The sequence below is a fragment of the Polyangiaceae bacterium genome, assembly GCA_015075635.1.
In the GTDB taxonomy this organism is placed as follows: Bacteria; Myxococcota_A; Polyangia; order Polyangiales; family Polyangiaceae; genus JADJKB01.
The window spans coordinates 620,068-644,811 of sequence record JABTUA010000003.1 but is presented as its reverse complement, the minus strand read 5'-3'; the positions used below and the strand labels follow the sequence as shown (position 1 = coordinate 644,811).

Here is a 24,744-nt window from a genome sequence, read left to right as displayed (position 1 = left end):
CCGAGAATTTCCTACGTTTCGCCTGTGGCGCGGATGCCTCAACCCCACTTCCCGCTGGGGTGCGCGCGCCTCAGGCGGCGGGTCCGACACACGCGATACGCCACCCGGACCGGAGTCTTCCCTGCGCGGCGCTGGGGCGCTGGCGCGTCCCGGTGCCAGGGGTTAGAAGGCGGCGGGTCCGAGACGGCATGAGCACGATCGAAGGCAGCGCTCGAGACGCCGCGGAGGCTCGCTACCGCGCGCTGTTCGAGACCATGGGACCCGCCGTGTTGCTCATGCGCGGCCCCGCCTGCATCGACTGCAACCCCGCGACGCTGAAGCTGTTCGGCGTGGAGCGACGCGAGGAAATGCTGGGCAAGACCCCGCTGGACTTCGCGCCCGAGCTCCAGCCCTGCGGCACCCCGTCGCTGGAGCTGGTGCAGCAAAACATCGTGCAGGCGCTGAAGCATGGCAGCCACACGTTCGAGTGGCAGTCCCGAAGGAAGAACGGGGAACCGTTCCTGATGGAGGTGCGCTTCACTCCGTGTGGACCACCGGAGGAGCAGCTCTTCCTCTGCATCGCGGTCGACATCTCCGAGCGCCGACGGTCGGAGCAGGCCCTGAAAGTGTCCGAGGAGCGCTTCCGAACCATCGTCGAGCGCGCGCTGGAAGGCATCTTGGTGGGAGACGTCGAGACGCAGCAGGTGCGTTATGCAAACCCAGAGAGCTGCCGGCTACTGGGCTACTCTCCGGAGGAGCTGCTGACCCTGCGAGTCCCCGACCTGCACCCTGCGGAGGCGAGGGCTGATGTCGCCGCCGCCTTCGCGCGCCAGGCGTCCGGCACGAAGACCGAAGCGACCTTCCCCATGCTCCGCAAGGACGGCTCGGTGGTCGAGGTCTACCTGCGCGGCGCGGGCATCGAGCTCGACGGGCGCCCGTGCGTGCTGGCCTTGTTCACGGACCTGACCGAGCGCAGGCTCACCGAAGCCGAGCGGCTCAAGGCGCAGAAACTCGAGGCGCTGGGCGCCCTCGCTGGCGGCATCGCACACGACTTCAACAACCTTCTGCAGGGCATTTTCGGCTTCATCGCCAGCGCCAGGACCGCCCGCGATCTCGCCGAGGCCCGCGCCGCGCTCGACGACTCCGAGCAGGCGCTGAAGATGGCGACGCGGCTCACCAGTCAACTGCTCACGTTCTCCCGCGGGGGTAGACCGATGAAGAGGGTCGTCGCGGTTCTGCCCATGGCGGAGCGCGCTTCGAAGTTCGCCCTGGCCGGCTCCCCGGTGGCCTGTCGCTTCGATTTTCCGCCGGAGCTGCCCGCCGTCGAGGCCGACGAAGGACAGCTCGAGCAGGTGGTGCAGAACATCGTCATCAACGCCGCGCAATCCATGCCGGAGGGCGGCACCATCCGCGTTTCGGCGCGGCTGGCGCAGCTGCCGGCCGCAGGCTCACCCGACCTGCCGGCGGGGAGCTACGTGGCGCTCGAGGTCAGCGACACGGGCATCGGCATTCCCGACGCGCTCTTGCCGCGCATCTTCGACCCGTACTTCACGACCAAGCAGCGGGGCAGTGGGCTGGGTCTGGCGACTGCGTACTCGGTGGTGAGAAACCACGGCGGCGCCATCAGCGTGCGCTCGGAGGTCGGACGAGGCAGCGTCTTCACGATCTTCCTGCCAGCGAGCACGGTCGAGCTCGACGCTCCCGCGGCGACGCAGTCGTTCCAGCCGTCGCGCACCGGACGCGTCTTGGTGATGGACGACGATCCGATGGTGCGCAACGTCACGGTGGCGCTGCTGGAGCGGCGCGGTCTCTCGGTGGACGCAGTCGCCGATGGTGCCCAAGCGGTGGAGCGCCACCGCATCGCCCGCGCGGAGGGACGACCCTTCGACGTGGTGATTCTCGATCTCACGGTGCGGGGCGGCATGGGCGGCGTCGAGGCCGTCGCGCGGATGCGGGCACTGGACCCGGCGGTGAAGGCCATCGTCTCGAGCGGCTACTCGGAAGACGCTGCCATCAGCTCGTTCCGCTCGCACGGCTTCTGCGCGGCGCTTCGTAAACCATACACGCTCGAGCAGCTGGATCAGGCGCTGACCGAGCAACTCGGCGGCGCCGATTGAGTCACGACGGATCTCTGATAGCATCGCCCAGTGTCTCAGCTAGCTCCTTGCCCGGCGTGCGCGCGCCACGTCCGCATCGCCGAAACCGAGTGTCCGTTCTGCTCCGCCGCGCTCGACCTTTCCGCGACGCCGAGCCCGGCCTTGCCGTCGCGGCGCCTGAGCCGCGCCGCGATCCTGGCGTTCGGCGCCGCGTTGGCCGCGGGCGTGACCGGGGTCGGTTGCGGCAGCGATGACGACGGCGGCGGCAGCGGTGGCGCCGGTGGGCAGAGCAGCGGCGGATCGAGTAGCGGTGGCGGCAGCGCGGGCGCCGGCGGTACCGATGGCGGCGCCGGCTCCGGCGGGAGCGCCGGACAGAACACCGGCGGCATCGCCGGCAACATCGCACCTCCTTACGGTATCCCGCCCGATCAGTGAGCCTCACTCCGCCGCCGGCGGCGGCAGGCTCGCTCCAGGGGGCGGCCAGACGCGATACGCCGTGACCGGCTGGGTCTTGCCCTTCACGCTGAAGGGCGCCAGCACCTGCCTCGGCAGCTCGGGCGGGAGCAACTCGGCGTTCCGCGCGTTGACCCAGACTTCACCCGCCGGCGCCTGACCCGTGAGGCGCGCGGCCAGGTTCACGGTGTCGCCGATCACCGTGTACTCCATGTGCTGCTTGCTGCCGAGGTTGCCGGCCACGAGGGGTCCGGTGCTGACGCCGACGCCGACGGCGAGCGAGCCGACCTCGGGGAACGCGCCTTCGGCGTTCAGGCGCGCGACCTCTTCTTGCACGGCGATGGCGCAGCGGGCGGCGCGCTCCGCGTGGTCCGGCTGGTCGATGGGGCCGTTGAACACGACGACGACGGCGTCGCCGATGAACTTGTCCAGGTAGCCCTCGTGGGCGTCGATCACGGCGACGACGCGCTCGAAGTAGCGGTTCAGGACGCCCAGCACCTGGCTCGGCTCGAGCCGCTCGCTCATGCTGGTGAAGCCGCGCACGTCGGCGAAGAACACGCTGGCCTCGCGCAGCTCGGCCGGCAGAGTCGCCTCGCCGTATTGCTCCCGGATGCGGCCGAGCACCTGGCCGCTAACGTATTGGCCGAACGCGCGCTCCATGCTGCGCGACAGCGCGAGCTCGCCGACCATCTGGTTGAACGACTGGGAGAGCGCGCGGAAGTCCCGGCTGCCGCCCTCCTCCACGCGCACCGACAGATCGCCGCGACCCAGGTAGCCGAAGGCCTGGCTCAGCGGGTGCAGGCGCTCCATCACCGCGTCGGCGAGCTTGCCGCAGGCGGAGAGCACCGCGGGGAACGCCATCAGCGCGAAGGCCGTCACGAGCAGGATGGAGACGAGCTGGACCACCTCCGGCTTGTTCATCACCTGGGCCAGGCTCTCACCGCTGAACTTGCCTTCCTCGCCCAGATCCAACGCCAGGTTGGTGCGCTGGCTCAAGAAGCGGATGGCCTCGCCCGTGTTGCCCACGACCAACGCCAGCCCCGCGGCCCCCGCCGCCGCGACGCCGACCAGCGAGAGCACCGCCAGCTGGATCCTGCCGCGCAGGCTCTGCACCAGCGCGCTGACCACCACGTCGATCAGCACGACGACCAGCGTGCCGGTGGCGGCGCTCGCGGCCCACAGGCAGGCGAGCGTCGCCGAGAGGCCGGTGGTTCCGTCGTCACCGACGAAGCTCAGGAGGCCGAGCAGGACCCCGAACAGTGGGGCGCAGCCGAGAAAGAGCAGCGGCGCGAGCAGCGCGACGCTCACGCGCCAGACCGCCGAGCGGCCGACGAAGCGCGTGAAGAGGCGCTCCTCGAGCCAAGCCGCGAGCCCGCAGGCGGCGATGATCGCCGCGAGCTTGCACAGGCCGTCGATCGTGCCGCTGCTCTTCGGGTTGGGGATGCTCACGGCGATGGCGCCGAGCCACACCCAGAGCGCGAGCCGCGGCATGCGGCGGCGCTCGCGGGCGGCGGGCGTCAGCACCGTCGGCCGGGCTGCCAACGGGGCCGCCGCGTCCGTCATGGTCGCGAAGCCTACACCAAGCTCCGGGTCACTCGGTCGCGCACTCCGCCGCGATGGTCGTGTCACGGATCCAGGCCTGGATCCCGCGCAGATCCGCCGATGACTCGTTGTAGGGCATGGGCAGACCGCGCACGAAGTAGTCGTGGAGGCGCGCCGACTCGGCAGCGCTCGGCTCCGGGCACACGCCGGCGGGCAGCGGGACCTTGTGGATGGTCGTGCAGCCAACCCCAGGTTCGCCCGAGAAATTGCGGGGATTTCGCAGGAGCTTGTACATCAGGTAGCTGTTCTCGGGGCGCCCGCGATCGATGATGGGCATGTTCACGCCCAGGCGCGGCGGGTGCTCGAGCGGTACGCCGGTCTTGGCTCCGCTCTCGGTCTGGTGCGCCACGCGGCCCAAGGCGGTCTGCACGAGCCCGGTAGCGGTGTCGAACCGCAGACCCATGCGTGCGGTCGTGCCGCTGTGGCAGCCGACGGTGGCGCAGCCCGCGTACTTCTTCGGGTCGTCGCCGTAGTAGAGCGCGTCGAGGAGCTTGCAGGTGGTGTTGTACGGCGGAATGTACGGCGGCGGGGCGTTCGGATCCGGCGGCGGCGGCTCGAGCTTCTGCGTGCGGAAGTCGAAGCTCAGCGGGATGTCCGCCTCTTCGAGCGGCGCTTGGTCGAAGGCACGGAAGCCGAGGTCGACCTCGGTCTTCGGGACCAGGAGCTCCACCGTGTATCGCGCCCCCGGCTCGAGCGTCGGCAGCTTGAAGACCAGCACGCGCTCCACCAGGTCGTACTCGGGCTGCGCGAACAGGCTGAGCTCTTCGTTGCCGCTGTAGACGGTGATCGACTGGCGCACCGCCGTCACCGGCAAGAGGTAGCGGTCGAAGCGCAGCTCGAGGGTGGTGTCCCGCGGCACGCCGCAGTCGTCCGGGCTGTTCAGGCCGCACTCGGTGCCCGCCCCGGGCGACGGGTGGGTCGCGACCACGTGCAGCGGCGGCCCCGCCGACGGGTCCTGCTCCGGGCTGCCCTGATCGCAACCCGCGGCGGCGAGGGCCAGGGCGGCCGCTCGGCTCAGCTGTCGGAGTACATCTGAAGCTGCTCGCGCACCGTGGACTCGCTGACGCCAGTCCGGATGTGCTCCTTCAGGCAGTCGGCCAGGGTGATGAGCAGGTCGTCGATGCCCTTCTCCTCGATGATCTTGGAGAGCAGGGCCCGCGACTCGCGGCTGTCGTCCTCGCGCAGGAACTCCCGGACCTTCTCGACGGAGATGTCCCCCTGAAAGTCCAAGTACATGTTTTCCAAGAGATAGCGGACGAGCTCCTTCACTCGGGGCCTCCTGCGAAAGGGGGGCCAGCACCCGGGGCGCCGGCGGAGTCTCGCTATACCCCCCACGGTCGAGGTCCGGCAAGCGGATTGAGGGCCGGTCTGCGAAATTTCGCGGCTCTGGCGTGCGGATCCGGGACATCAGCGGCACTCCATGAGCTTCTGGTCGGCCGGATCGTGGCAGACCAAACAAGGTCGCGCGTTCCGGCGCAGCGCCCCCGCGCAGCGATCGCGGAAGTTCCTGGGGTGCGGGTTGACCCCCTGGCCGCCGAAGCCGCTGTCGCCGACGCCCGCCTTGCCCGGGCCCCAGCCGCGCCCGCCCATCGCGCTCGTGGCGTGGCAGGTCGCGCAGTCCCGCTCGGTGTGGCAGCTGACGCAGGCGTTGATGTTGCGCTGCGCCTCCCAGGAGTGGTGCCGGGAGGAGCGCGGGGGATCGGACCAGACCGCGGCCGGCGGGTGGAAGCGGCCGCGCCCTGCGAAGTTCGCGAAGGGCCCGCTCATCGTGACCCCCGCCCGCTGGTGGCAGCCGACGCAGAAGGTCTGCTGGCGGTGGCAGCTCGTGCAGCTCGGGTTGTTCTGGCGCGCCGCCGTGGGGTGCATGCTGATCCAGTCGTTCGGGTGCACCTTTCGCGGGCGCACCCGGCCGTCGTGGCAGTCGGTGCAGAAGCGCTCCGAGTGGCAGGTCGCGCACGTCTGGCTGTCGTTGCCCGCCACCTGCTTGTGCCGCTCGATCCAGTCGGCGCCGTGACCCGAGTCGTGCAACCACTGCGGTGGCTTCAAGATCCCCGAGGCGAACTTGGTCTTCATCATCCCGCCCCGCTCGGTCAGGTGGCAGTTTACGCAGTCGCCTTTGGCCTGCCCGCGCGCCGGACCCGGCATCTGGTGGCACGCGAAGCAGCCCTTCATGCGCGGCAGCTGGTCTCGGGTGGCGAGCTCGATGTTCTCGACCGCGCCGTGACACTGCGCGCAGGCGATGTTGCGGCTGGCGTGCACGGCGTGGTTCATCCGCAGATTGGGGCGCGGCATCACCATCCGCGCCACGCGGTTGCCGTCCGTCGCCTTGTAGCCGACGTGGCAGAAGCCGCACTGGCTGATCAACGCGTCGTCGTCGGTCGTCACCGCGGACAGGTCTCGATGGTCGCTGCCGTGGCAGGCGTCGCAGCGCGTGGGCTTGGGCAGGAGCGAGTCGCGGCTCTCCTTGCTCGTCTTGGCCTTGTCGTGGCAGGTGGTGCAGCTGAGCCCGAGCTCCTTGACGTGCTTCTTGTGGTTGAAACGGATGGTCAGCTGCTGCGGCGGGAAGATCACCGGGCTCGGACCGCCATCGCCGGCGTAGGCGCCGGGCGGGCGATCCGCGAGCGGGACCGGCGCGTCCCCCGGCAGGGGCGCCAGGCCGTGCACCACCGGCCCGGCCTTGCTCGCCGCGGCCACGGTTGCCGTGGTCTTCGCGTCCGCCCAGGCACGATCCGCGCGGAGCCCGAGCCCGAGGGCCAGCGCGCACACCACCAAGAGGAGCAAGAGCGGCGCTCTCATTTCAGCACCGAGAGGTCGAGGGTGGCGAGCACGCGATATCGCTGCCCGACCAGGCGGTTCACACTGTGCTCCCACTCCACACCGAAGCGCGTCTCGTCGAAGGGCCTGACACCACCGCCGAGCACGTAGGAGAAGCTGGTCGCGGAGCGCGAGGGCCTGAGGTCGTCTTCCCAGTCGTAGAGCGAGACGATGGCGAGCGTGTCGTAGAGGCCGTGCTCGAAGTCCTGGGTCCCGGTCACGTCGCCGCCCAGGCGGTGGCCGCGGCGCCCCGTCTCCGTCATGCCGCGCAGCCCCACGCTGCCGTCCGACCAGCGATAGCGCCCCGCGACGTTCGCGAGCGCGTCGGTGAGCCGCCCGGTCTCGCTGCGATCCGGATCGGCGCCGGTCTGCTCGACGGTCCCGTAGCTGCCGCTGTCACCTTCGGTCTCGAACATCTTCGCGCCGCCGCTCAGCGCGACGTCGAAGCGGCGCGACGGGCGCCACTCCGTGCGGCCGAGCAGCGTGGTCATCCCGCTGTGGGTGAACCAGTTCCAGATCGAGTCGCCGTCGAAGGTCGGGTAGTAGTAGTCGTAGTCGGCGCCGAGCGTGAATTCGGGCGTGGTGTACCAGTCCAGGGCGAGCGCTCGCTCGCTCGTCACCTGACTGTACAGGTCGTAGACGATGCTGCCGCGGACCGCGCCCAGCCCCGGGTCGCTCAGACGCAGCGAGTAGCCGACGCGCTCGCTGGAGACGCGGTCGCCGCCCACGCGCCGAAAGCCCTGCCCCGTGTCGGCGAACGGTGAGACCACCACGCGATCGCGGTTGATCACCTTGCGGTACGAGAGTCGCCCGTGCGCCCAATGAACGCCGCTCGACTCCACGGCTACGCCGTAGGCGGGAGCGAGCTGGGACTCGCGGAGGAAATACGGGTTCTGGTTCAGATCGAGCTCGTCGCGGTTGCCGCGGTAGACGCCGTCGCCCGAGTAACGCTCGGTGCCGAGCATCACCGGAAGCCCTCCGCGCTGTTCGAAGCCGGCGTACACCTCCACCTGGAAGTAGGCCGGCGTGGTCAGGCGCACGAGCCCGCCGTCGAACGACCACCAGCCGAGCGAGTCGGTCACGTACTGGCGCCCCGCGCGGAAGCCCACCCAGCCGCCCAGGTAATTCCGCCCCTCGAGGTAGGCGTACATCACGTCCACCGGCGCTTGCTCCAGCCCCGGCACGAACGTGCCCGGCTGGTTGGGATCGCGCTCGTAGTCCTCCTTGGCGAAGTCGGCGTCCAGGCGCAGGCGTGCCTTGAAGGTGAGCTGGGGTCCGAACGGAACGAAGTCGCCTTGGAGGTCGTAGACGTGGAGCGCCAGCGACTGAGTGTAGCGGCGGCGCCGGACCACCGGCTCACCCCAGGGAGAGCGCAGGGTGTAGAACTGCGCGTCCGTCGTGGCGGCGACCTCCGCCTCGTAGCCGAGCGCGTGCTCGCTCACGAGCGGCAGCGTCAGCGCGGTCGAAACGAACAGGCTCGCGCGACGGAGTCTCATGGGGGAGCGAGCCCCGAGCATCGTCGAGCAAATTGACCGGTGTCAACTCGCAGCGGCGAGCGGCGCGCGCTGCCCGCCCGCCCAGAGCCGCAGCTGCCCGAGGTCCGCGGCGGAAACGAAGTCGCTGAGCTCGTCCAAGGCGCCGATGCGCTTGATGTCGCCACCGAGCCTGAGCGCCGCGGCGCGCGCCACCGCCGCGACCACCGGGTGCGGCGACGCCGTGAGGGGCAAGACCAGACCGAGCAGCGATCGCTCCCCGAGCTCCGCCGCGAGCAACGCGGCGAGCGGGCGGGGATCCGCAGGGCTATCCAGGCCGCGTTCGAGCACCTCGGCCAGCGCGCCCCGCGTCTCGGGGCAAGGCTCGCTGCCGGCGTGACGGTAGCTCCTCGGGGCGAGCGCGAGGCGCTCCTCCAGCTCACCGGTGCTGAGCAGCCAGCGGGCTTCCGACAGCAGCCGCTCGAAGACCGGCTCGAACAGCTCCTCGGCCCCGGTCGCGCCATCGAGGTCGAGCGCCACCGGACGCGCCGCCTCCTCGGCGTAGCGCTCGACGTTCGCCTCCAGCCGCTCCAGCGCGACGTCACCCGGCGCGCGCCCGCCCAGGGTCTCGCGCTCGGTGCGGATCTTCACCACGCTCCAGCGCGTCGAGGGTGTGGCGTTGTCCATCTCGTGAATGCAGTCCACGTGGAGCTCGCGCACCGCGGCCCAGCGCAGCACGCGTGGCTCGGGCTCGGCGTGCACCAGCACGCCCCAAGGCACGATGGACATGCGGGCCTCGCTCAGCCTGTCACTCTCGAGCACGGGCCCCAAGGACCGGTGCGCGATCAGCACCGCCGAGGCGGAGATCAGCAGCGAGAAGGCGACGGTCACCCAGTCGAGTCGCCACGCGGCGAGCACCCCGACCACGAACACGGAGAGCCCGACGCCCAGCTTGATGCCCCGCGCGCGACCGATGCTGGGTCCCGGCTCGACACCGACCAGGCGGAAGTCGGGCGGCGGGGCGGGCAACATGCACGAAACATAGCAGCTTCACCCGCGGATCGCCGCTCTGGCTCGGAGTCGACTGCGAGACGGCAAAGGTCGAGTCACAGCCCGCGCACCCAGCGCGCCCACTTGGCGTTCGCCGCCGCCGGCGTCTCACCGGTGACCTCGACGAACGCCTTCTCGCCGGTCGGATCGCTGGCGAATCCGTCGCGCCAGCGCTGGTAGAACCTCCAGAGCAAACCGCGCTCGTCGAGCCACTGGCACAGATAGCGCGCCGTGGCGTAGTTCAGATCCTCGCGCTTTCCGCGGAACTCTTCGTCGCTCATCGCGAACAGGGCTGGCAGGCTGGCGTGCTCGCGCTCTCTCGGCGAGCCCAGCGCGGCCATCAGGCGCGGGTGGCGCCAGTTCTTGCTGCCGCGGATCTCGCCGGGCTTGGGCAGGTGGAACTGCTCGAAGAGCGACGCGATACCCTCGTTGATCCAGTCCGGCGCGCCGGGGAAGTCGGCCTCGACCAGCGGGTGGACCAGCTCGTGGGTCAGGGTCCCGATGCCCGGGCCCACGTTCATGACGATCTTGCGCTCGCTCGCCAGGTAGAAGCCGTAGGGCGAGTCGCACTTCGCGCCCCAGCGCTTCTTGCAGAACGCGTCGTAGCGCGCCGCGTCGGGGAACAGGTACACGCTGATGGCGCGCTCGGGACGTTTTTGGAAGCGACCGTTGAAGTAGGCTGCGAGCGCGCGCCGGGTGACGTCGATGGCACCCGCCAGGGCCTTCTTGCCCGTGGGCGCGGCGACCAGGAAGACGCCTTCGACCAGCTCGCTCTCGGTCTTCGGACCGAGCTCCTCGCGGGCGATGGCGCGCTTGGCCTCGAGGTCGTCCGCCAGGTCGTAGCTCGGCGCCGCCGGAGGAGGCGCCGCGGCGCTGGGCGCCGCTGGCGGGACGACCCCGCGGGGCGCGGCCATTTTCGCCACCTTTCTTGGCGGTGGACGCTCCGCGGGAGCCGGGGGCTCGGACGCGCAGGCCGAGAGGACGATGGATAGAAGCAGGAAGGCGCGAGTCACTTCGGGGCCTCGGCGAACGCCCCGGGAGTGTGACCTGTTCCGGGTGTCAGACCAGCTCCCCGCCCCACAGGGCCTCGACGACCAGGTTGCGATCCCCGCGAGGGGGGCGGCGAAGCCTACGGGAAGAGCTCGCGCTCCTCGTACACGCGCTGCAGGCGCTCGAGCGCGACGCAGTAGCAGGCCGTGCGGTAATCCGTCTGGTACTGGCGCGCGGCGTGGATCATGCGGCTGTATGCCTGCTCCATCGCCTCCTTCAGCCGGCGATCGACCTCCGCCAGATCCCAGGACTCGCTGCGGCGGTTCTGCACCCACTCGTAGTAGCTGACGGTCACGCCGCCGGCGTTCGCGAGCACATCCGGCAAGATGTCGATGCCGCGCTTCAGGAGCACTGCTTCGCCGTCCGGGTTGCAGGGTCCGTTCGCGCCCTCGGCGATCAGCCGGACGTTGAGCGCCTCGGCCTCGGCGACGCCGATCTGGTTCTCCAGCGCCGCGGGCACGAAGATGTCGGCCTGGAGCGAGAAGAACTCCTCGCGGGTGATCTGCTTGCCGTTCGGGTAACCGGCGATGCTACCCTTCTCCTCGACGTACTTCTGGAGCCGGTGCGCGTTGAAGCCCTCCGGGTTGTACAGGTACCCGGTGTGGTCGCCGACGGCGGCCAGGGAGACGCCCAGGTGGCTCAGGATCACGGCGGTGTGCGAGCCCACGTTACCGAAGCCCTGCACGATCAGCTTCTTGCCCTCGAGCTCGAACTGGTTGCGCCGCGCCCAATCCACGATGGTGTAGACGACGCCCTGCCCCGTGGCCTTCTCCCGGCCCACGGTGCCGCCGCTGTGGATGGGCTTGCCGGTGACCACGCCGAGCACGGCTTGCTTCTGCACCATGCCGACCGTGTTCATGTACGTGTCCATGGCCCAGGCCATGGTCTGCGCGCCGGTCCCCATGTCCGGCGCCGGGATGTCGTAGTCCGGGCCGATGTTGCTGCCGAGCGCGTGGAAGAAGCGGCGAGTGATGCGCTGCAGCTCGTTGCGGCTCACGGTGCGCGGGTTGAACTTGATGCCGCCCTTGCCCCCGCCGAAGGGCAGGCCCATGAGCGAGCACTTCCAGGTCATGATGGTGGCCAGCGCCTTGAAGTCGTCGAGGCTCGCGCTCTCGTGAAAGCGCATGCCACCCTTGTACGGTCCGAGGATGTTCGAGTGCTGGATGCGGTAGCCCTTGAAGAGCCGCACTTGCCCGTTGTCCATCTTCACCGGGAAGTGGCAGATGATCTCGTTCTTGGGCTGGCTCAGGATCTGGTGGATGTAATCCGGTAGGTTGATGAGCTTCGCGGCCTTGTCCAGATAGCGCTGGACGACGTGGAAGAACTCGTAGCGCTGCTGGCCGGGTGGCAGGTTCGACGGCGAAGACAAGGTCTCGTCCTCGAAACGGCGGGAGGAAGGTGCGGCGTCTTTGATGGCAGGCTGAGATGGCGTGGCGCTCATGTTTGAAGAAGCTCCTCTAGGCCGCGGAATTTTGCGCACGGCCGCGAGGCGCGGTCAGCCTTTTTTCCACAACGCGGCGCGTTAGCAACGGCGACCGTCAGGCCCTGCGCAAAGGCTGCGTCAGCCGCGGAAGACCGTGTAGAGGTAGACGATGGGGCTGACGATCAAGAGCGCGTCCACGCGATCGAGCAGGCCGCCGTGGCCGGGAACGATCCAGCCGCTGTCCTTGATGCCGGTGGAGCGCTTGAGCAGCGACTCGACGAGGTCGCCCATCTGCCCCAGGGCCCCGGCGAAGAGCGCCAGCGGTATGGAGTGTTGGAGCGGGATGCTCGGGAGGTACCAAAGGCTGGCGACCGTGGCCCCCAGACACGCCCCGCCCAGGGAGCCGTAAAAGCCCTCCCGCGTCTTCTTGGGGCTGACCTTCTCGTAGAGCTTGGTCTTGCCGAAGAACCGTCCGGCAAAATAGCCGCCGGTGTCGGCGAGCCAGGCGAAGGTCAGGGTCATCACCACCCAGCGCGGGCCCTCGTCGCCCAGATCGCGGCGCAAGAGGCCGATGGTGCAGAACAGCGCGCCGATGTAGAACGGCGCGGCGACGTTCGCCATCACGCGCAGACCCGCGCTCTCGATCTGACCGAGGCGCCAGAGCGGCAGGAGCACGCCGATGATGGGGACCGCGAAGAACACCGCGAGCAAGACTCGAGCGTCCTTCGTGTAGAAATAGACTGCGGCGCTCACCGCCAGGGTGAGCACCACCCCGATGCCCTGCGCGACCCGGTCTCCCGGGTGCGTCATCGCGAAGAGCTCGCTCGCTCCCACCGCGCTGGCGAACGCGACCAGGGCGTAGAATCCCCAGGCCGGGCCCACGAAGAGCAGCGCCAGCAAGAACGGCACGAACACGACGGCCGTCAGGATGCGTACGGTGAGGTTGCTCTTCGCCACGCGGCTCGGACGGTTAACAGGGGACCGCGGCCCTGCCAAGCGTATGATCTGCCGCGTCATGCCCGAGCGCTTTGTCCGCCCGGTCCCCTACCAGGAGCTGGACCACACCGCGGACGCGGGGGTGGCGGTGCGTGGCAAGAACAAGGAAGAGGCGCTCGCGCGCCTGGTCCTGGCCTACGCCGACCTGGTGACCGGCGGCGAGCCCGCGGCGGCGAGCTCCGAGCTGACCATCACCGTCGAGGCGGGAGACCACGCGGCGATGGCGGTCGACGTGCTGCGCGAGCTGCTCTACCGCTTCGACACCGAGGGGCTCGTGCCCGAGAGCTGCGAGGTCGAGTGCTTCGATCCAGAGCTCGGCGCGCGGGTCCGCGTCGGCGCCGGCCGCTACGATCCGGAGGCCCACGCCGAGGGCCTCGCGCTGAAGGCCGTGACGCTCCACGCCGCGCGCTTCGAAGCGGAGGCCGGCGGCTGGCTCGCCGAGGTGGTGTTCGACGTGTGAGGACGACGATGAGCGTCAAGCTGCGACAGGTGAGCCCGTTCCTCTGGGAGATCCCCCGGGAGGGACGCATGAAGGTGCCGGGGCGGGTCTACCTGGCGCCGAGCCAGCTCGAGCACGTGCGCGCCGACAAGGCGCTCGAGCAGGTGGTCAACGTCGCGCACCTGCCGGGCATCGTCGGCTGGAGCCTCGCCATGCCGGACATCCACTGGGGCTACGGCTTCCCCATCGGCGGTGTGGCGGCGGTGGACGCGAAGCACGGCGCGGTCAGCCCCGGCGGCGTGGGCTACGACATCAACTGCGGCTGTCGCGTGATCACTACGCACCTGCACGCGGACGACGTCACCCCCCACATCCACGCCATCGTGACCAAGCTGTTCGCCGCCATTCCCACCGGCGTCGGCTCGAGCCACGCCATCCCGACGCTCTCCGAGCACGAGCTGCGCGAGCTGATGGCCAAGGGCGCGGGCTGGGCGATTTCCCACGGCTACCGCGCCGGCAGCGACGACGCCGCCCACACCGAGGAGGGCGGGTGCTTGCGCGGCGCGGCTCCGGACGCCGTGAGCGCGCGCGCCCTGGCACGCGGCGCCGATCAGGTCGGCACGCTGGGCAGCGGCAACCACTTCCTGGAGGTGCAGCGGGTGGACGAGATCTACGATGCCGAAGCGGCAGCGGCGTTCGAGCTTCGCAAGGGCGAGATCACGCTGATGATCCACTCCGGCTCCCGCGGGCTCGGCCACCAGACCTGCGACGAGACCCTGCACGAGCTGTCCCGGAGCTACGCCCAATACGGCGCCGACTACGCCGCCCTGCCGGATCGCCAGCTCGCCTGCGCGCCCATCGACTCGGACGTCGGCCGCCGCTACCTCGGCGCGATGCAGGCCGCCGCGAACTTCGCCTGGGCGAACCGCCAGGTGATGACCGGCCTCGCGCTCCGGGCCGTGGCGGACGCGCTGCACGTCGCCCCGGACTCGCTCGGCGCGCGCTTGCTCTACGACGTCTGCCACAACATCGCGAAGTTCGAGGAGCACCTGGTCGAAGGCGACGCGCGACGCGTGCTCGTACACCGCAAGGGCGCGACGCGGGCCTTCGGTCCCGGCGACCCGCGGGTGCCGGAGGCCTACCGCGAGGTCGGGCAGCCGGTGCTGATCCCCGGGGACATGGGGCGCTACTCGTTCGTGCTGGCCGGCAACGCCGGCGCCATGACGGCCACCTTCGGCTCGAGCTGTCACGGCGCGGGGCGCCTGCTCTCCCGCACCGCCGCGCTGAAGAAGGCGCGCGGCCGCCGCATCGAGAAGGAGCTCTCGGCCCGGGGCATCGAGGTGATGGCCCGCGGTTATCGCACGCTCGGCGAGGAGATGAGCGAGGCCTACAAAGACGTCGAGGACGTGGTCGACGTGATCGACGGCGCGGGCGTGTCGCGGAAGGTGGCGAAGCTGGTACCGCTGGGGGTGATCAAGGGGTGAGGTTGCGCGCCATGGGTGGCTCGCCAACGCGCCTGCGGCCGGGTGCGGCCAGGCCGCAGGTGTTCCTTCCGATCTGGGAATGCCCGCCGTGGTGTGTATCATGCGCCATGCTCATCGCGCACCGGACCGCACCGTTCGTCGTTTGTCTCGCGGCTCTCCTCGCCTGCAAGGGCGCCGGCAAGAGCGAGTCGACGGAGCAACAGGGAGGAGGCCTCCCGACCGTCGCTCCCGTGGCCCCGACGTCGAGCGACGTCACGTTCCGCAAGCTCGTCCCCAAGGTGGGAGCGAAGATGAAGTACACGCGCCGCTCCTCCGCGAAGTTCACGCTGAGCGGCAAGGTGCATCGAAGCGAGGCGGCCGCCACCGCGAGCGTCGCTGTCCAGGGCTCGGATCAGTTCCGGATCTGGAAGGCCGAGGTCGACGTGACCGAGCTCTACGCAACCGAACAAGAGGGAACGGCCGCGGAGAAGAAGACGGTGAGCCCCTTGGCAGGGTCGAAGTACGTGGTGACCCGCGCGGACGACGGCAGTCTCTCGGCCCTCGATTCGAACGGCTCCAAGGTCGCCAGCTCGCAGATGAAGCTGCTGAAGGAGGAGTTCGGGCAAGTGTTCGAGAAGAACGCCGACTCGGAGTTCCTGCCCGATCGCCCGATCAAGCTGGGCGAGAAGCTCGTGCCCGCGTCGGACTCCGTCATCAAGATGCTGGGGGTCAAGGACGACGGCAACATCACCATCGACGGCGTCGAGTTCATCCTGAAGTCGGCCACCGGCGAGCGCGCGTCGTTCGACTCCTCGCTGACCTTCACGCAGAAGCTCGGCAGCATCCGGCTGCGGGCGAAGCTCAAGGGCAACATCGACCTCACGCCAGAGGGCGCCTGGATCGTCGCGCTCGACCTGAAGGGGCCCATCACGATCCTGGACTCGGGCGGCAACGAGAAGGGCAGCGGCGACCTGAGCATCTCGGGCTCGCAGACGGTGAACTGACGGAGCCACGCACGCGGTTTTTCGCGTAGTCTCGACCGGCAATGACCTGGCTCCGCCCGGGTGTCATCGTCGGGGACCGCTACGAGGTCGAGGATCTGCTCGGCGAGGGCGGAATGGGCGTCGTGATGCGCGCGCGCCACCGCTTCACCGGCGAGCGCGTCGCGCTGAAGATGTTGCACACCCACCTCGCGCTCCGCCGGGATCTCGCGACGCGGTTCCTGGCCGAAGCCCGCGCACCCGCGGCCATCGGACACCCGGGCATCGTGCGGGTGCTCGACGCGGGCACGGCCCAGAACGGGGAGCCGTATTTCGCCATGGAGCTGCTCGAGGGGGAGCCGCTCGCAGCAGCGATGCGGCGCGGGCCCATGCCCTTCGAGCACATCCGGCGCATCTGCCTCGAGATCCTCGGCGCGCTCGGTGCGGCCCACGCCGCGGGGTTCATCCACCGCGATTTGAAGCCGGAGAACGTCTTCCTCACCGCCCCGTCCGGCCAGGTGAAGCTGCTCGATTTCGGCATCGCCAAGTCGCTGGGTGAGCTCGAGAGCCAGAGCCAGACGGCGACCGGGACGAGCATGGGCACGCTCCACTACATGTCGCCGGAGCAGCTCCGCAACGCCAAGCGCGTCGATCACCGCACGGATCTCTGGGCGGTCGGCGTGATCTTCTACCAGATGGTGACGGGGCAGCTGCCCTACTTCGCCGAGTCGCCGGGGGACATGCTCTTGCTCACGCTGTCGTCGCCGCCGCGCCCGCTCGAGGAGCGACTGGCGGAGGTGCCGCCGGCGCTCGCCGCGTGCCTGGCCTGCGCGCTGGCGGCGGACCCGAACGCCCGCTTCACCTCGGCGGGCGAGATGGCCGCCGCGATCGCCAGCATTCCGCCGCTGGTGCTGCGCTATCACACCGGCGTCGTCAGCCAGGACTCCGCGCCCTACCACCCGGTTCCGCCGACCATGACCGCCGGCCCCGCCGTCACGGTCACCTCGACGGCGACGGCGACGGGCACCCCGGCCCCTCCAGCTGCCGGCAAAGCCGCGCTCCTCGCCGCCGGAGGCCTGGCGCTGCTCGTCGTCGTGCCGATCGCCGCAGGGCTGGCGTTCTGGCTCTCGAGGGCGCTTCAGAGCGACGCCTCTGGCGCCGCGGCCGAGCTGGGCGCCTGCGCTTCCGCGTGCAAGCGCATCAACGCCTGCGGCGCCGTGTACGACGTGGACAAGTGCACTGCCTGGTGCGAGGCCTCGCCGCCCACCCGTGAGTGCGTCAAGGGCGCCGATTGCACCGCCATCGGCAGCTGCTTCATCCAGGGCTACTGCGGCAAGAGACCCGCCGGCAGCCGCAGCTGCCGGGACGTCGCGGATCTCCAGAGCAAGTGTCGGGTCAACGACCAGGAGTGCGTGTGCCGGGAGAGCCACGAGGTGTCACCCGCCGAGGCGGGCAAGCTGGTGGTCCACAACTCGTGCTCGTTCACGAGGTGCGAGTCGGACTGCGTCGGCCCCTTCGCCAGAAACGAGACCTGCAAGACCTGCTACGTCCGGGAGTGCGGCCCGCAGATCGACGCGTGCCGGTAGCGGACGCTCACCTCGGCCAAGCGCCGAGCGAGCCCATGTCCCAGACGGTGAAGCCGCTCTCCCGGAGCACCGCCGCCGCCTGGCGCGAGCGCGCGCCGACCGCGCAGTAGGTGACCACCGGCCTCGACTTGTCGAGCTCGGCGAGCCGCGCGCCGACCTCGCCGACCGGGACGTTCTTCGCGCCGGGCGCGTGCCCCTCCGCGAACTCCCCGGGGCTGCGCACGTCGAGCAAGGTCGCGCCCTCCGCGACGAGCTGCTTGGCCCGCGCGCCGTCCACGCGCCCGCCCAGGGTCGGCGCCGGGGCAGCCGCCGAGCCGCCGGAGGGCGCCGCGTCGGCGGCCTCGCAGCCGAGCAAGGAGGCGGAGGTCAAGAACGCAAAGAGCACGACGACGCGCATGGTGGGCAGTTCTTGATACACATTCCCGCGTCCGTCAACGAACGGAGAGCCAGAGCGCCCCGCCGAACGCGCCGCCCGCTGCGGCCGCGAGCGCCACCTCCCGGAGGACCCTGAGGGGACCCACGCCGGTCAGCGCACGGATCCCCCAGAACCAGGTGGGCAACGTGGTGCAGATGGCGACGAGCACCACCCAGGCCGCGCCTTCCAGGCCGAAGCGCGCGCAGGCCGGCCAGATCAGCGCGACGGTCACGATCAAGCGCGGCAGGTTCATCTTCAGATCCAGATCCGGGCGGCCGAGCCCCTGGAACACGGGGCCCGCCAGCGCCGCGAAGCAGCGCACCAGTCCCGCCCAGACCAGGACGCGCACCAGCGGGACGATGCTCTGCCACTTGTCGCCGATCACATGCGCAACGAACAGCGGCGTCAGCACCCAGATCACCGCCGTGGCCAGCGCGCCGAGCAAGAGCGTGGTGCGCGTCACCTTCAGGAAGGCCCGGGCGAGCTCGGCCCTGTCGTGCTGGAGCCGCGCGTAGGCCGGGAAGCTCACCCGCGAGATCACGTGCGTGACCTGGGTCGCGGGCAGCATCGCCACCAGGTACGCCATCTGGTAGTAACCCAGCGCCGTCAGACCGAGGTACTTGCTGACGAACAGATCGTCGCCCTTCAGGATCACGAAGCCGACGATGGTCATGCCGGTGATCCAGCGCCCGAAGCGCATCAGAGCGCGGAGCTTCCGCGCGTCCCAGGAGAACCGTGGGCGGTACGGCTGCGCCACGTAGGAGATGATCAGGTTCGCCAGGCTCCCGCCCACGTAGGCGATGGCCAGCGCCCAGACGTTCCGCAGCACCAGCACCACCGGCAGGTAGACCGCCAGGGCGAGCGCCGTCTGCCCCAACTTGATCAGGAACTGGGTGCGGAAATCGAGCTTCCGGTCGAAGAACACGGTGCCGATGTTCGAGAGGCCGCCGAGCACGATGGCCAGCGACGAGACCATCAGGAGCAAGGTCAGCCGGGGCTCCGCGTAGAAGCGCGCGACCAGCGGCGCCGCCGCGCACAAGATCAGCGCGATACCCAGACCCCGGAGCACGTGCCAGGTCCAGGCGACGTCGAGCAGCGGCTCGACCTGCTCGTCCTTCTGCACCAGCGCCTGCGTGAACCCGCTGGTGGTCAGCGCCTCCAGCACCGCGATGGCGAGGCCCACGATGCCCATCAGGCCGAAGTCGGCCGGCGAGAGCACGCGCGCGCCCACCACGTTGGTCGCGAGCGCGCCCAGGCCCGCCAGCACCTCCGCCAGGGTGACCCAGACGGCCCCGGTGACCAGCGCGCGCCCGACCCGGCCTTCGTTCATGCCGCGCTCAGGGTCGCACGCGGCAGCGGAAGAAGCGATGCCACGGCTCCTCCGCGATGCGCGGCGTTCCCTCCACGGCCAGGCCCGCGGACTCGAGCTCCGCGCGCACCCGCGAGAGCGGATAGCCCCGCTTGCCGATCTCCCAGTAGTGCTCGCCGTCGAACTCGTGCACCGGCGGTCGCCGCGCCGGCAGCTCCAGGAGCTTCTCCAGGATCAGCTTCGGGAAGCCCCACTCCAGGTGGAAGCGCAGGTAGGGCGTCACGTCCGGCACGCTGATCAGCACCCAGCGGTCCGCGACCCGGCGGAGCTCCTCCGCCGCCGCGCGGAAGCGCTCAAAGGGCAGGTGCTCCAGCGTCTCGAAGCAGCACACCAACTCGAACTCGCGCTCCCGGAACGGCAGCGACTCCACCGACGCGACCGTGTCGGGCCCGAGCCGCGCGTCGGCGTCCACGGTGTGTACCGCGTAGCCGCGCTGGCGCAGGTAGCGGTGCACGAAGCCGTTGCCGATGCCGACCTCCAGGACGCTCTTCGGGCGCAGCCTCACGACCTCGTGGATCTGCGTCCAGTACGAGATGAAGCGGATCTTGCTGTCGTAGTCGAGGTCGTAGTGCTCGGGCGGGACCTGGGGGCGGAAGTCCATGGACTGCTCGAAGCTAAGGCCAGGCGGAGGTTCGCACCACTGAACCTTGCGCGCTGCGCGGCGGAGGGCGTCAGAGGGCCCGCCATGGGCGGCGAGGGGCGGCGCGAGAGCCGCGCATGCGCCCACTGAACCAGAGGGGCGCGAGTGCAGTGGGCAGTGGGCAGGGGCAGGGCGGAGGGCGTGGAGCGGTGGGCGGGGGCGGAGGGGGGCGGGGCGGGTCAGCCGTGCCCGCGTCAAGGCCAAGCCGCGGCTAACGCCGCGGTCGCGCTCGCTCTCGCTCGCGCGAGCCTTGACCCGGTCTCTCCCCCTCCGGGGATTCCCAAGGGGCTCGCGCGGCGGCGGCGAGCTCTCGCTCTCGCGAGCAGAAAGAGAGAAAGACCGAATGCTCCGTATCTATCCGGTCGTCCTCCACCTCATCCGCCAGCTTCGACCAACCATGGCCGTCATCGATCGCAAGGACCGCGACCTCGGCCGCCAGCTTCGAAGGTGCTCCGCCAGCGTGGGGCAAAACTTGGGCGAGGGCATGTACTCCCGCGGACGCAATCGCGCCGCGAAGTACCACGTCGCGCTCGGGTCCGCGCGGGAGATGCTGGCCTGCTTGGAGCTCGCCGAGGCCTTCGGGTACACCGCGCCCATCGACCAGGACATGCGCGCCAGCTTCAACCGCATCATCGGTACCCTGGTCAGGCTGGTCGAGCGCGCGGGGTGAGCGGGCTAGGCTCGACCGCGCCAGATCTTTCCGAGATCCAGCTCGATGGCGTCGAAGGGCTCCGCGCGCACGACCGCCTCCCCGGTGAATACCGCCGCGACGACCCACAGGTCGCCCTGAAGGCGCAGCACCTCCAAGGTCCTCGCGATCGGGTCCATGAGCCAGAGGTGGCCGACTCGGGAGCGCGCGTAGAGCGGCTGCTTCTCCCCGCAGCCCACTGCCGCCGTCGAGGGCGAGAGGATTTCGCAGATCCAGTCGGGGGGCAGCGTGTACGGACCCCGCTCCGGCTCCGCGTAGCGCTCGCCCCGCCATCCCGCGATGTCGGGGACTCGAAGCTCGTCCTCGAAGCGGATGCGCGGCTCTGCGAGGATCACCCAGCCGCCGGGCCCGCCGATCCCCATCCCGAACGCTCCGCCCAGGAACACCCCGACACCCGCTGCGGCGCGAAGGTGAGGTGGATCAGGCCGAGGCGTCGTGCGGATCTCCCCGGCCACGATCTCTCCCACCACGTCGTCGGGTAACTCGGCGAGGTGCTCCCAGAGCGCGTCGAAGCCGGGAGCGGGAGCGCGCTGGACCATCGCTGCGAAGTATACCCGTCCGTTGCTGCCCCCGCAGGCGAACGGAGCGCGAGTACAGGGGGCAGTGGCCCGCTGCGCTCGCCGCATCCTCCAGAGTGCGCGGGTGCAGGGGGCAGAGGGCAGCGGCAGGGCGGGGCGCGAAGTGGGACGAGGGGGGGGGGGGGCGGAGGGCGGAGGGGAGCGGGTCAGCTGTCGGACCAGGGGTTCACCACCGGAACTTGCGCGCGGTCGTACTCCTTGTGATAGCGAGAGACCACGGTCATGCCATGCAGGCGAGCCGTGGCCGCGATGATCAGGTCCGGCTGCGAGTACGTGTAGCCGGTCTTCCGCCCCTGCTCGACGAGCACGCGCCACTCGAGCATGACGTCCTCGCTCACCTGAAGCACGCGCTGCTCGAACATCGGCCGCACGCGGTGTTCGAGCCACGCGCCCAGCTCGCGGCGGCGCACGGCGTCATCGAGGCGCTCGATCCCAAACCTGATCTCCGCCAGCGTGACGGTGCTGACGAAGAGCGACGCCAGCGGCTGGGAGGCGACGAAGGCAACCACTCGCTGCGCCGGACGAGCGCGCCGAAGCTCCGAGAGCACGTTCGTGTCGAGCAGCCAGCCACTCACGGCAAATCCACGGCGCGCACGGGGAGCGGAAGGCGCGGCGGCTCGATGTCGACGTCCCGATGAGGTGACGCCTGGAGCGCGGCCACCAGCTCCGCACCCGTTCGGCTGCCGGCGAGGCGCTGGTACTCGTCGGCGGCCACGACCACCACCTGTTCGTGCCCGTGTACGGTCACGTGCTGCGGCCCTTCGCTCGATGCTCGCCGCACTAGCTCGCTGAAGCGCGCCTTTGCATCTTGAAGGGCCCAACGGTTGGCCCGGATGCGACCCCCGCGTGCTCGCGGCTTCGGCTTGGTTTCGGGCGCTTTCCTCGTTCTGGTCACCCTGACCAGAATAGCCCCATGGCCTCCGGCCGGCAAGCTGGCGCGCTGCCCGCTGGGAGCGCGGGTGCAGGGGGCAACGGGCAGGGGCAGAGCGGGGCGCGAAGTGGGACGAGGGGGGGGCGGAGGACCTCGCCGGCTACTCGCCACACACGCGGCGCGCGCACCTGGCGGCGGTGGGCAAGCTGCTCGAGTCGGCCAGCGTGAGCGAGCTGACTCCGGCGCGCCTGCGCGCCTGGGCTCGTGAGACGGCGGCCCGTGACACCAGCGCGGGCCGCGTGCGCCAGCAGTACGCCGCCGTCCGCTTCCTGTTCCGGAGGACGCTGGGCCGGCCGGAGGCGGTCGCGTTCCTGTCTCGCCGCGCCGGGCCCCGGCGCTTGCCGGTCGTGCTGAGCACGGGCGAGGTGATGAGGCTCCTGGGCGCGCTGCGCTCGCCCGTCTTTCGGACGATGTTCCTGACCATGTACGCCACCGGCCTGCGCCTGTCGGAGGCGTGCGCGCTGAAGATGGAGGACGTGGACGTCGAGCGCGGCGTGATCCGCGTGACCGGCGCGAAGGGCGGGCACGAGCGGCTGGTGACGCTTGGCGCTCGCCTCGCCGGCGTGCTCCGCGCCTACGCGTGCGTCGTGAGACCAGCGCCACCGTGGTTGTTCGCGTCCCGTCGCGGGCGTCCAGTTCACGCCGAGGTCGCGCGGCGAGCGCTCGCCCGCGCGGCCCAGGACGCGGGCATCCCGAAGCGCGTCACGCCGCACGTGCTCCGGCACACCTTCGCCACCCACTCGCTCGAGCAGGGCACGGAGCTCCCCGTGATTCAGCAGCTGCTCGGACACAAGAGCCCTCGCAGCACCGCCCGCTACGTCCACGTATCCTGCTCGACCGTGGCAGCAGCGCGAACCCCGATCGACGACGCCACCTTCGCGCTGTGATGCCCGCCGGTTGGCGTCAGTCCTCGAGGCCCGGTCCCCGCTGGCCGCGCGCGCCAGCTCCACGGCCTCCGCCCTGCCCCTGCCCACTGCCCACTGCCCGCTGCACCCGCGCACTCCGGCGGGCGTGCGCAGTCCCAGGGGTGGGTGCGTTGCATGCCAGCATGGGTGCTGGTATCCATGCTGGTATGAAGGCAGCCCGGAAGATCACGGTCGTCGTTCCGGATGAGCTCGTGCGGCGAGCCAAGCGCGCGACCGGTCTCGGGCTTGCGCCGACCGTGCGGAGAGGGCTCGAGCTCGTCGCGGCCCGGCAGGCTTACGACGGGCTGAAGCGACTCCGCGGCAAGATCGATCTCGAGCTCGACCTCGACGAGCTCCGGGAAGACCGCACGTGATCGCGATCGACACCAGCTCGTGGGGCGCGTATCTGGCGGACCACTCTGGCGCTGATGTCGAAAAGGTCGAGCTTGCGCTCGAGCACGGGCACGCCGTTCTTCCACCTCCGGTACTGTGCGAGCTGTTGAGCAATCCAAAGTTGCCCGCTTCGACCGCCAAGCTGTTCCTGGCTCTGCCCCAGCTCGACTTGTTGGATGGCTTTTGGGAGCGTTCCGGCGTGTTGCGTGCGAAGGTCCTGGCCCGCGGCCTGCGCGCACGGCTCGCGGACACCTTGATCGCACAGACCTGCATCGATCATCATGTGCCGCTCGTCACGCGGGACCCCGACTTCCGGCACTTCGTTCGAGTGGGCAAGCTCGAGCTCGCCTAGCGAGCTTCAACCGCATCATCGGTACCCTCGGTCGCCTGGTCGAGCGCGCAGGGTGAATCCTGCGCGTGTGCGCAGCTTGCTCGAACGCGCGCGGCTTGGTTGCATGCTGCGAGCTGCCGCGGTGAGCTCGAGAGCAGGCAAGCCCGGCGCCTCGCGGCGCTTTTCGAAGATCGTTCCCACGCGTCACTCTGTACGTGCTCCGGCACACCTTCGCCACCCACTCGCTCGAGCGGGGCACGGAGCTCCCCGTGATTCAGCAGCTGCTCGGGCACGGGAGCCCTCGCAGCACCGCCCGCTACGTCCACGTATCCTGCTCGACCGTTGCAGCGGCGCGAACCCCGATCGACGACGCCACCGTCGTGCTGTGATTGCCGGCCTGCCGGTGTCAGTCCTCGAGGCCCAGGGCGAAGCGCAGGGCGTCGTCCAACAGCCGGACCTTGGCGGGAGCCAGGCGCCCGGCGCGCTCGATCAAGTCCGCCTTGGGCACGGTGACCAGCCAGTCGCAGTTGACGACGCCGGCTCGCGGAAGGCCTTCGCTTCGGCCGACCTTCACCTCGACCGCGAACCCCCGAATCGTGGTGGACACCGGGGCGGCAATGACCATCGCCCGCACCGCGTAGGCCTCCTCGCGAGAGACCAGCACCACCGGGCGCCTCTTGTCCAGGCGCGCCCACCAGACCTCACCGCGCTTCATGACCTTGCGTCACGCATCGTCCCACTCGACACGCGCCAGTGACTTCTTCGCGAGCGCCCGCGCCGCACGGACCTCCAGCGGGGTCTCGGGCACCCGGCGGTAGGCCGCGACGTAGTCCCGCGCCAGCTGCTCCACCTCCTGCGCGCGCAGCAGTTGCCGCAGGGCCCGAGCGACCAGCGCGCTCCGCGACTCCCCCGTCGCGCGGCGAAGCTGCTCGGCTCTGCGCAAGAGCTCGCGGTCCAAGCTGATGGCGAGCTTTTCAACCACGGTATGAATTTGTCATACTGCGGCAGAGCGGTCAACCGACCGTGGTCGCTCCCCGCCCCCGCTCTCCCCTCCTCGCCCGACGCACTCC

28 protein-coding genes are annotated in these 24,744 nt (G+C 70.2%); 11 read left to right on the top strand and 17 right to left on the bottom strand.

Annotated features, from left to right (window positions below; all coding sequences use genetic code 11):
* The first annotated feature begins 59 nt into the window (after positions 1-59).
* Positions 60-2,096 carry a PAS domain S-box protein gene (locus HS104_33590; protein ID MBE7484888.1) on the top strand — a complete coding sequence of 679 codons (2,037 nt, stop codon included), beginning with the start codon at positions 60-62 and terminating at the stop codon, positions 2,094-2,096.
* 30 nt (positions 2,097-2,126) lie between these two features.
* On the top strand, positions 2,127-2,510 hold the full coding sequence (locus HS104_33585) for a hypothetical protein (GenBank protein MBE7484887.1): 384 nt from the start codon (positions 2,127-2,129) through the stop codon (positions 2,508-2,510).
* Between the two features lie 3 nt (positions 2,511-2,513).
* Here HS104_33585 and HS104_33580 read toward each other — a convergent pair whose 3' ends face one another.
* From HS104_33580 to HS104_33540, 9 genes are all read right to left on the bottom strand, one after another.
* Positions 2,514-4,091 (bottom strand): HAMP domain-containing protein, encoded by a 1,578-nt coding sequence (locus tag HS104_33580; protein ID MBE7484886.1) that lies wholly within the window; start codon positions 4,089-4,091, stop codon positions 2,514-2,516.
* Between the two features lie 28 nt (positions 4,092-4,119).
* Positions 4,120-5,058 (bottom strand): hypothetical protein, encoded by a 939-nt coding sequence (locus HS104_33575; protein MBE7484885.1) that lies wholly within the window; start codon positions 5,056-5,058, stop codon positions 4,120-4,122.
* An 86-nt stretch (positions 5,059-5,144) separates the two neighbouring features.
* The gene (locus HS104_33570; protein MBE7484884.1) at positions 5,145-5,399 is read right to left on the bottom strand and encodes a hypothetical protein; all 255 of its coding nucleotides are present in this window, start codon (positions 5,397-5,399) and stop codon (positions 5,145-5,147) included.
* Positions 5,400-5,537: 138 nt separating this feature from the next.
* On the bottom strand, positions 5,538-6,926 hold the full coding sequence (locus HS104_33565) for a cytochrome c family protein (GenBank protein MBE7484883.1): 1,389 nt from the start codon (positions 6,924-6,926) through the stop codon (positions 5,538-5,540).
* The gene (locus tag HS104_33560) at positions 6,923-8,440 is read right to left on the bottom strand and encodes a hypothetical protein (protein MBE7484882.1); all 1,518 of its coding nucleotides are present in this window, start codon (positions 8,438-8,440) and stop codon (positions 6,923-6,925) included. Before HS104_33560 ends, HS104_33565 begins: the two co-directional genes overlap by 4 nt.
* A gap of 42 nt (positions 8,441-8,482) precedes the next feature.
* Positions 8,483-9,448 carry a hypothetical protein gene (locus tag HS104_33555; protein MBE7484881.1) on the bottom strand — a complete coding sequence of 322 codons (966 nt, stop codon included), beginning with the start codon at positions 9,446-9,448 and terminating at the stop codon, positions 8,483-8,485.
* 74 nt (positions 9,449-9,522) lie between these two features.
* Positions 9,523-10,380, bottom strand: a complete 858-nt coding sequence (locus HS104_33550) for a hypothetical protein (GenBank protein MBE7484880.1) — start codon at positions 10,378-10,380, stop codon at positions 9,523-9,525.
* Positions 10,381-10,595: 215 nt separating this feature from the next.
* Positions 10,596-11,957 carry a Glu/Leu/Phe/Val dehydrogenase gene (locus HS104_33545; GenBank protein MBE7484879.1) on the bottom strand — a complete coding sequence of 454 codons (1,362 nt, stop codon included), beginning with the start codon at positions 11,955-11,957 and terminating at the stop codon, positions 10,596-10,598.
* Positions 11,958-12,077: 120 nt separating this feature from the next.
* Positions 12,078-12,956 (bottom strand): phosphatidate cytidylyltransferase, encoded by an 879-nt coding sequence (locus HS104_33540; GenBank protein MBE7484878.1) that lies wholly within the window; start codon positions 12,954-12,956, stop codon positions 12,078-12,080.
* Between HS104_33540 and HS104_33535 the strand changes: the two genes are divergently transcribed.
* The 4 genes from HS104_33535 (at position 12,955) to HS104_33520 (ending at position 17,403) form a co-directional block, all read left to right on the top strand.
* Positions 12,955-13,395, top strand: coding sequence for an archease (locus tag HS104_33535; GenBank protein MBE7484877.1), 441 nt, complete (start codon positions 12,955-12,957; stop codon positions 13,393-13,395). The genes HS104_33540 and HS104_33535 overlap by 2 nt on opposite strands.
* Positions 13,396-13,403: 8 nt before the next feature.
* Entirely contained in the window at positions 13,404-14,858 is a 1,455-nt protein-coding gene (locus tag HS104_33530) for an RtcB family protein (protein MBE7484876.1), read from the top strand.
* A 107-nt stretch (positions 14,859-14,965) separates the two neighbouring features.
* Positions 14,966-15,841 carry a hypothetical protein gene (locus HS104_33525; protein MBE7484875.1) on the top strand — a complete coding sequence of 292 codons (876 nt, stop codon included), beginning with the start codon at positions 14,966-14,968 and terminating at the stop codon, positions 15,839-15,841.
* Between the two features lie 41 nt (positions 15,842-15,882).
* On the top strand, positions 15,883-17,403 hold the full coding sequence (locus HS104_33520) for a serine/threonine protein kinase (protein ID MBE7484874.1): 1,521 nt from the start codon (positions 15,883-15,885) through the stop codon (positions 17,401-17,403).
* A 7-nt stretch (positions 17,404-17,410) separates the two neighbouring features.
* Here the strand turns inward: HS104_33520 and HS104_33515 are convergent, their stop codons facing one another.
* The 3 genes from HS104_33515 to HS104_33505 are packed head-to-tail and all read right to left on the bottom strand — an operon-like array spanning position 17,411 to position 19,788.
* Positions 17,411-17,800 (bottom strand): rhodanese-like domain-containing protein, encoded by a 390-nt coding sequence (locus HS104_33515; GenBank protein ID MBE7484873.1) that lies wholly within the window; start codon positions 17,798-17,800, stop codon positions 17,411-17,413.
* 34 nt (positions 17,801-17,834) lie between these two features.
* Positions 17,835-19,148: a lipopolysaccharide biosynthesis protein gene (locus tag HS104_33510; protein MBE7484872.1), complete on the bottom strand. Its 1,314-nt coding sequence runs from the start codon at positions 19,146-19,148 to the stop codon at positions 17,835-17,837.
* 7 nt (positions 19,149-19,155) lie between these two features.
* Entirely contained in the window at positions 19,156-19,788 is a 633-nt protein-coding gene (locus HS104_33505; protein MBE7484871.1) for a class I SAM-dependent methyltransferase, read from the bottom strand.
* Between the two features lie 382 nt (positions 19,789-20,170).
* Here HS104_33505 and HS104_33500 point away from each other — a divergent pair, with 382 nt between their 5' ends.
* Positions 20,171-20,497, top strand: coding sequence for a four helix bundle protein (locus HS104_33500; GenBank protein ID MBE7484870.1), 327 nt, complete (start codon positions 20,171-20,173; stop codon positions 20,495-20,497).
* Between the two features lie 5 nt (positions 20,498-20,502).
* On the opposite strand, the gene HS104_33495 is transcribed toward HS104_33500, so the two are convergent.
* The 3 genes from HS104_33495 to HS104_33485 all read right to left on the bottom strand — a co-directional run bounded on the left by HS104_33495 (position 20,503) and on the right by HS104_33485 (position 21,949).
* A complete protein-coding gene (locus HS104_33495; GenBank protein MBE7484869.1) occupies positions 20,503-21,075 on the bottom strand; it encodes a Uma2 family endonuclease in 573 nt (190 codons plus the stop codon).
* Positions 21,076-21,260: 185 nt separating this feature from the next.
* Positions 21,261-21,689 (bottom strand): type II toxin-antitoxin system VapC family toxin, encoded by a 429-nt coding sequence (locus HS104_33490; GenBank protein MBE7484868.1) that lies wholly within the window; start codon positions 21,687-21,689, stop codon positions 21,261-21,263.
* Positions 21,686-21,949, bottom strand: coding sequence for a type II toxin-antitoxin system prevent-host-death family antitoxin (locus HS104_33485; GenBank protein ID MBE7484867.1), 264 nt, complete (start codon positions 21,947-21,949; stop codon positions 21,686-21,688). Before HS104_33485 ends, HS104_33490 begins: the two co-directional genes overlap by 4 nt.
* A 233-nt stretch (positions 21,950-22,182) precedes the next feature.
* On the opposite strand from HS104_33485, the gene HS104_33480 reads away from it, so the two are divergent.
* The 4 genes from HS104_33480 to HS104_33465 all read left to right on the top strand — a co-directional run bounded on the left by HS104_33480 (position 22,183) and on the right by HS104_33465 (position 24,063).
* Positions 22,183-22,932, top strand: coding sequence for a tyrosine-type recombinase/integrase (locus tag HS104_33480; protein MBE7484866.1), 750 nt, complete (start codon positions 22,183-22,185; stop codon positions 22,930-22,932).
* 185 nt (positions 22,933-23,117) lie between these two features.
* A complete protein-coding gene (locus HS104_33475; GenBank protein MBE7484865.1) occupies positions 23,118-23,324 on the top strand; it encodes a hypothetical protein in 207 nt (68 codons plus the stop codon).
* A complete protein-coding gene (locus tag HS104_33470; protein ID MBE7484864.1) occupies positions 23,321-23,695 on the top strand; it encodes a PIN domain-containing protein in 375 nt (124 codons plus the stop codon). The genes HS104_33475 and HS104_33470 overlap by 4 nt, the downstream gene beginning before the upstream one ends.
* Positions 23,696-23,883: 188 nt before the next feature.
* Complete coding sequence (locus HS104_33465) at positions 23,884-24,063, top strand: tyrosine-type recombinase/integrase (GenBank protein MBE7484863.1); 180 nt, start codon at positions 23,884-23,886, stop codon at positions 24,061-24,063.
* A gap of 17 nt (positions 24,064-24,080) precedes the next feature.
* Here the strand turns inward: HS104_33465 and HS104_33460 are convergent, their stop codons facing one another.
* Positions 24,081-24,389, bottom strand: a complete 309-nt coding sequence (locus HS104_33460; protein MBE7484862.1) for a type II toxin-antitoxin system PemK/MazF family toxin — start codon at positions 24,387-24,389, stop codon at positions 24,081-24,083.
* A 9-nt stretch (positions 24,390-24,398) separates the two neighbouring features.
* Positions 24,399-24,656 carry a ribbon-helix-helix protein, CopG family gene (locus tag HS104_33455; protein ID MBE7484861.1) on the bottom strand — a complete coding sequence of 86 codons (258 nt, stop codon included), beginning with the start codon at positions 24,654-24,656 and terminating at the stop codon, positions 24,399-24,401.
* Between the last annotated feature and the right edge of the window lie 88 nt (positions 24,657-24,744).